At 57.0% G+C, this 6,063-nt stretch carries 6 protein-coding genes; 1 reads left to right on the top strand and 5 read right to left on the bottom strand.

Features of this window, described 5'->3' with window-relative positions; genetic code table 11:
- Positions 1-90: 90 nt before the first annotated feature.
- Entirely contained in the window at positions 91-1,395 is a 1,305-nt protein-coding gene (locus HC022_RS17320; protein ID WP_167453261.1) for a hypothetical protein, read from the bottom strand.
- An 834-nt stretch (positions 1,396-2,229) separates the two neighbouring features.
- Here HC022_RS17320 and HC022_RS17315 point away from each other — a divergent pair.
- Complete coding sequence (locus HC022_RS17315) at positions 2,230-2,691, top strand: hypothetical protein (protein ID WP_217704024.1); 462 nt, start codon at positions 2,230-2,232, stop codon at positions 2,689-2,691.
- 10 nt (positions 2,692-2,701) lie between these two features.
- Here the strand turns inward: HC022_RS17315 and HC022_RS17310 are convergent, their stop codons facing one another.
- The 4 genes from HC022_RS17310 to HC022_RS17295 form a co-directional block, all read right to left on the bottom strand.
- Positions 2,702-3,664, bottom strand: a complete 963-nt coding sequence (locus HC022_RS17310) for a hypothetical protein (protein ID WP_167453259.1) — start codon at positions 3,662-3,664, stop codon at positions 2,702-2,704.
- A complete protein-coding gene (locus tag HC022_RS17305) occupies positions 3,658-4,218 on the bottom strand; it encodes a hypothetical protein (RefSeq protein ID WP_167453258.1) in 561 nt (186 codons plus the stop codon). Before HC022_RS17305 ends, HC022_RS17310 begins: the two co-directional genes overlap by 7 nt.
- A 125-nt stretch (positions 4,219-4,343) precedes the next feature.
- Entirely contained in the window at positions 4,344-4,739 is a 396-nt protein-coding gene (locus tag HC022_RS17300; RefSeq protein WP_167453257.1) for a hypothetical protein, read from the bottom strand.
- A gap of 3 nt (positions 4,740-4,742) precedes the next feature.
- Entirely contained in the window at positions 4,743-5,582 is an 840-nt protein-coding gene (locus tag HC022_RS17295; RefSeq protein ID WP_167453256.1) for a replication initiation protein, read from the bottom strand.
- Positions 5,583-6,063: the final 481 nt, after the last annotated feature.

Genomic DNA, 6,063 nt, shown 5'->3' with positions numbered 1-6,063 from the left:
GCCGCTGGATGAAAGCGCTGCGCTGAGGGGCGGTGGTCTGGTTGACAAGTGTAACGCTGCCAAATTGCATTTCCTGCTACAGTCCCACCCTTACAGACCGTAATCGTCTCCACGGTCTCGGCTGCGGCTACGCTGCTCCTGAAGCGGCTCTTCATCACGAGCCTTCTCAACCTCGAGGGTTCGCTCTTGGTGGGCAGGTCGGATGTGCTGGGGAGCAGACAGGCCCAGATGGCGATCGTAGCGCTCCACCAGTTCCTGTGATCCGAGTGGCCAGAGGATGCGCGATGACAGGTGGCTTTCTGGGTTCTCGATACGCAGATTTTTCACGAAGGCCTCTGCCTCAGCGCAGAAGTCCCCGCATTTGGCGATCACCGCCCCGAGGTGCAGCCGGTCGGCAAGCGCAGGGAACCACGCACGGCCCGCCTCATGGCCGTCCTGCTGCTTCAGGCGGTCCCACCCCATCCCGAAGCGGTAAGCTGCCGACACGACGCTCTCTGCGCCTCTGCGGAAGGCGCTGATGAGCTTCCATGTGTTCGACTCGAGGTTGGTGTAGGTTTCGACCCCCTCCCGGTCGAGATCCCCCTCCGGCGGGGTGTAGCCGCGGGGATCGTCCCTGTGGCGGCTAATTTCGCCTCTGAGAAGCAGGTAGTCCCTCAGGAGGTCTGCATCACCCCAAGACAGCTCAGCGCCCTGTAGGGCCTCTCTGACGCTCTCTACGGGCCTCTGTAGATCTGACCGGGCCTTGTCCATGACCGCGCCATAGGTTTCCGGCGACAGATGCTGGCGCTGCGTGATCTCTTTCCGGGTGCCGCGCACGATCTCGGCGTCCAAATGCTCGCGGCACCAATCGGCCCAGGATGTTTGCAGGGCGGAGTATTCGTTCCGCTCGCCGGTGTCCTGTTTCAGCTCCTGCAGCGCCTTGTTGGTCGAGATCACCGGCTTGCCCCGGCTTTCCCGGACCGGGGAGACCATCACGTCGACCACGGCGCCGCCCTTCTCATCGAGATCGAGGCGGGTGGCGATCACCGATCCCTTGCCGCCCCAGCTCTCGGCCCATGCCTTCGCCTGATCGAAGAGCTGGCGGTTGTGCGGGTTCTCCGGGTCATGGAGGTTTCCGGCCTCCTGCACCCATTCCGGGGACACGACGCAGATTGCTTGCAGGCAGAGGGGAGAGCCTTTCCGCTCGCCGGCCCCAAGCTCGGCTTTGTGCGCCTTGAAGGCGGCGAGGTAGTCGCGGTCGGCCTCGGCCTTCGACCAGGCGAGGCCGAAGCCGGGTTCCGCATCTTCCCGGACCCGGGCCTTGCCCGTCTCGTCGTGACGCTGCGCATGAAGGGACGCCCCGCGAAGCTGGGCGATGGTGGTCATCTTGTTGACGCGGATAGCTGCCTTGAACATGGGGGCAGCGTAGGGAGGCCGGGGAGAGTTGTCATTTCAAATGACAACCCACTAGGCAATTCTCTACGAGCCGCTCCGCTAATTGCCACTGGGCCGGAGACGCTGCGCCCTCCTGGACCTCCCGCGAGATGTTGGCCCCCTGTGTATGACAGTGATGGTCTTGGTAACTCATGGCATCCCGGTGAAAGCTGTTCGGGATGCGCCTGCCGCCAGGTCCGTCGTCGCCTGGCTCACAACGGCCTAAAGGCTGGTATCAAAAAAGTGGCTCGCCCGGGGAGGGGCCGCCCCCCTTATTTATCCCCCGATACCGTGATACCGATATACCGCCGATACCCCGATACCTGATACCTCGATACCAATGTCTTAACTTCAAGCTCATGTTCTGGAAGGTTTAATTTCAATCCAGTGCGCGCATATGCGCGCACTGGTGTGCTGAGGTGAACATATTTAGTGAATGACAGGTGGTAAGAAGTTTATTGTGTTGACGTCTGTTTGTTGCTAATGGTAAAAGTTAGAGGTTGACCTTGACACATAGGCGCGCTACTTATGGCTCATCGTTAGAGCAGAAGTGTAGCGGGTCTCCAAAACCAGCCGAATCTTCAGAGCCTATCCTACGGGGTGATGGGCCGCTTCGAGCGAAGGGGCCGGCTTCCAAACCTGGCCCCGTTTTTATTGTGAGGTGCCATGGCTGTACGCGGTAAACGCCAGATCCTTCAAAGACAGCTCGATGCTAGGTCGAAGATTTGGCCTGACCTGAACCCGGATGAGGTTTGGAGGCTCGAGAACGAGGGGTGGGTAGCCATGCCTCGCCTTATGCCCCTGATGATGAACATCATGGATGAGATGTCAGGGAAGGGCTATCCAGTTAGTCGAACCTACCTCGAGCTCTGGTCTCGTTTGCGAGAAGAGCAGTTTCTCACCCTGAACAGGCCTGAGGAGATGGCTTTCCATGCTGGGTTCGAAGGGCAACGCGCTCTGAGAACGTGGAAAGATCGAATGCTTCGCTTGGGCGAACTTGGGTTTATCTCTCTTAAAGATGGCCCTCTCGGACCAATCTCTTATGCGGTCGTTTACAACCCGTACTACGTCATCAAGCGTGCACAGCTTGAGGGAAAGGTTTCCGAACGTAAGTGGCAAGCTCTAATCATCAGGGCGAATGAGCTATCTATTTTTGATCCTGACGACGTCGGAGATGACGGAAAGCTCATACCAAAAGAAGAAGAACAGAAATCGACTGCCCAGAAGAAGCCGCTGAAGCGGCCGGTGAAGGCTAAGCCCACCTCAAAATCTGGCTGAGGGTTTCGTTCTATTCCGGGGTTAGGCTGAGCAGCGTGTACCTGGTCGGTAGAGGGGTGCCATCCGCTCTCTCAACATCCTTGATATGGATGTTAGCGACATAGCGCCTTCCTAGTGACATCGCTTGGGCCTCATCATGCTCGGTCAGCTCTTGTAAGGTCTGCAACGTTTGGAGCGCCATGAACGGTGACACCTTGCCGGTCACTAGGGTATCGGTCTCGGCGTCTCTAAAGTCGAAAGTTCGCTTCACAGGACTGAAGCCGATTAGCCAGCCACGCATCACGGTTTCTCGCTCTAGTATATCGCTCCTCATCACTCGTTCATGAGCTACGGATAGGTTCTTGGCGTCTAGACTGATGGTCCGATCTCTCTCGGAGATGCGGAGAACTGCGTCTGCATCATGGAGAGTGCGGATGAAGGCTCTCAATCGTTGAAAGACCTTGGTGTCCACCTCGGAGAGAAGCTGATCAAAATCAGCCTCAGGACTAGACGTGGTTTGCAGAAAATTGTCTGCCGAAACCACGGCCTCTTTTGTTCTAGTGTTCAGTAGTTCGAGCTGCGAACTGTCTTCCTCTAGGACAAATCCGAAAGAGCCGTGCATGACGCCTGATATGAAAAGCTCCCCTGGAGGAGGAGAGCTTTTCGTCCTCCCCCGCCGGGGTGGCGCGGCTTGCTCATCTGAACCCTGCGATATGACGCTCTGGATGAGGTCTTGGTACTGCTTGAGTGCCTGAGAAGCGAAGCCCATGTTAATCGACTTCGCTCCGACAACCGGATCGCCGTCAAAGATAAGAGCTACAGAGGCGTGTTGGTCTGGAGAAGACACACCGTCATCCAGTAGCGCCCGCAAGTTTTCCAAGCGCCGCTCCAAAGATTTACGGCCCAGAGGACTCTTTGAACTCTTCCTCGATAACATCCTCTCGACGGTAGCAATCTCGCTACGTAGAGCGTCGAGGTTAGCTTTGACTACCATTGAGCAGCCCTCTCAGCGAGAAGGGCTATGGCCTGCCCTTCAGTATAGTCATCGAGTTCAAGCTGGACGATGCCCTTCCATACTTCAGTATCTCTTTGGTGCGAGAACATAGTTAAATAGTAGGCGACTTCTTCCAACATCTCATCGTTCAGTTCAGAGGTGTAGGCATCGCATCGAAAGTGTTCTTTCGTGTGGGCGGCATCCATCAAAAGTTGATCGTTTTCAGCTACTAGAGCATCCCAAGCTTGCTCGTCATCCAAGGGCCGCAAGAAGGTCACAACGTCGATATCGTCCGGGGCTCTGGATCGTATCAGCTCGCAATCCTCAACGAAGCTGCCCCCTACCCACTGTATGCCTTCAGTCAGGCCAATGTCCCGGAGTCGGCGTCGATACTCCAAGAAGCCTTGCAGCAACTGCGTACGGGCCTCCGTCGTGGCAAACCGCTTAACGAACACCAACAATTCAGTAGGATACGGAGATCTTCCCTCGATATCGGCAGCGCCGTACATCCCGTATGGGGGGAGAATTCCTACATTGCTAAAGGCGGGGATCATCAAACAGTACCATAATCTCTGTAGTTATCAGCTACATCAGAGCTTTTATCATTTTAATCAATTGTGAGTGCAGCTTGTTCGAGTGGCTCAGGGACAACCGTAGCTGGAAACACACGTTCCGCTCTCTACTTTCGCCACGGCCACCATGAACGAGCCTTCGTGTGGGTCGCGGGAGGAGGCAGCATCCGTCTGAGATCCTCGATGCGTTCGGCACGTTCTTGCGCCAGCTTTTCCGCCGCTTCAGCACGAGCTTGGGTCAGCGCCAGCTCTGACCTCAGCCTGTCTACTTCTTGGAAAATTTGCATGTTCCGGCTGGCAACGTTGGCTTCCTCCTCCACATCTCTGTCTACTATTTGAGCCTGGCGTGGCTGGTAAACTCTTGCCATCTCGGAGGGGTCTATTTCCCATTGACCTTTGCCGTTGCGAACACCGCTAATTTTCCCTGAATTTATTGCCTTCGTGAGGGTTGGGCGTGAGACGTCGAAAGCCTTTACCGCCTCTCTGAGGGAAAGGTTTGCCATGTTTTACCCCCTTTCCTGGTCTTGTGGCGTCTTTGCCGGAGTGGGTGGTAAAGCTTTCCCGCTCTCTTCAAATGCCATCTCGCGGATGATCCGCTCCGGCCGTGAGCGCATAATACCGCCGATTTCCGTCTCTCTGCCTATGTGATCGGCCCAAGAGTCTCGTTCGGCATCGCTTAGCTTCTCCCACCAGAGACGTGCGGCCTCCTTCGGCTCTTCGATCATCGGCGGGGCGTCGTCGGTATCTTGCCGCTTGCGGCGCGTCGAGCTGTGCCGCTCGTTCTCTATCGCGGTCTCAGCCGCGTCATGCGGGTCCTTCCAACGCCAATCGAAGCGAACAGCGTGAACTGATCGTCCACGCTTCTCTGGGGTCATTTTCACCGTGACAGTCCCGTAGTCGTTGATCCCTTCCAGCGCCGGTTCGAGGACCCATTGTCGAAAGTTGTTCCAGCGGGAGTAGGACTTCTTGTCATCGACGCCGAGCAGGGCGCGAAGCTCTTCCACGCTGAATGTCCAGTGAGGGCGTCCGAGACGCTTCTTGTCTGCGAGGATCGTATAGAGGCGGCGTCCGTGGCCGCTCAGCTGGTGCGCGGCGGTGGCCTCGATCTTCGTGAAGGTTGTCGGGCTACGAAGAGCATGGACGCCAGCTGGCGGGATCAAGAGGCGCGCAACACTTCCGCCTTGAACGATATGCCATTGAGCTAGGACGACAGCGCCCCAAGGATCGCCTTTGTGCTCACCTGAGAGCTCGACCTTTGTCAGTCTCCGTAGGCACTCACGCAGCCAGACGTTATCAGCTCTCGAGCCCTCTCCGCGCAGCCGCTTTGTGGGGACTTCCAGCCACACGGCATTCTCCAGTGTCGCTGGTATACGCTGCTCATCTAGGGCCGCTGCAATTTCCCAAATGGCTGAGACCATCGCCGGGGCGAGGGGCAAATCGGATCGAAGCGCGACAACGCTGGATGGCACCGTAAGTTCTCTCATTAGACTAGGTTAGTTTGTAGATAACTAGTTGTAAATACCTAGTCATACCCCTCCGAGACCTAGTCGCTACCACGCCCAATCCTAGTCGCCAGCACTCCCAATCCTAGTCATGAACACTCCCAGTCCTAGTCTTCAGCCCTCCGGAGCCTAGTCTTCAAGCCCTATAGTGTCAGTGTCGGGTGTCGCGGGGAGCGAAGCGACACGCGACACGCGACACCCGACACTCAGGATCAAAACGGCGGCTAGTGCCGCCCGCCCCTCAGCTTGCCGCTGGATGAAAGCGCTGCGCTGAGGGGCGGTGGTCTGGTTGACAAGTGTAACGCTGCCAAATTGCATTTCCTGC

It is taken from the genome of Salipiger sp. HF18 (genome assembly GCF_011806505.1).
GTDB lineage: Bacteria > Pseudomonadota > Alphaproteobacteria > Rhodobacterales > Rhodobacteraceae > Salipiger > Salipiger thiooxidans.
This window is presented reverse-complemented; position numbering and strand designations above follow the sequence as displayed.

What these genes read in the sequence shown, in the direction of transcription:
- HC022_RS17305 (WP_167453258.1), bottom strand. Translation starts at nt 4,218, where the DNA reads ATGATCCCCGCCTTTAGCAATGTAGGAATTCTCCCCCCATACGGGATG.
- HC022_RS17315 (WP_217704024.1), top strand. Translation starts at nt 2,230, where the DNA reads ATGGATGAGATGTCAGGGAAGGGCTATCCAGTTAGTCGAACCTACCTC.
- HC022_RS17300 (WP_167453257.1), bottom strand. Translation starts at nt 4,739, where the DNA reads ATGGCAAACCTTTCCCTCAGAGAGGCGGTAAAGGCTTTCGACGTCTCA.
- HC022_RS17320 (WP_167453261.1), bottom strand. Translation starts at nt 1,395, where the DNA reads ATGTTCAAGGCAGCTATCCGCGTCAACAAGATGACCACCATCGCCCAG.
- HC022_RS17310 (WP_167453259.1), bottom strand. Translation starts at nt 3,664, where the DNA reads ATGGTAGTCAAAGCTAACCTCGACGCTCTACGTAGCGAGATTGCTACC.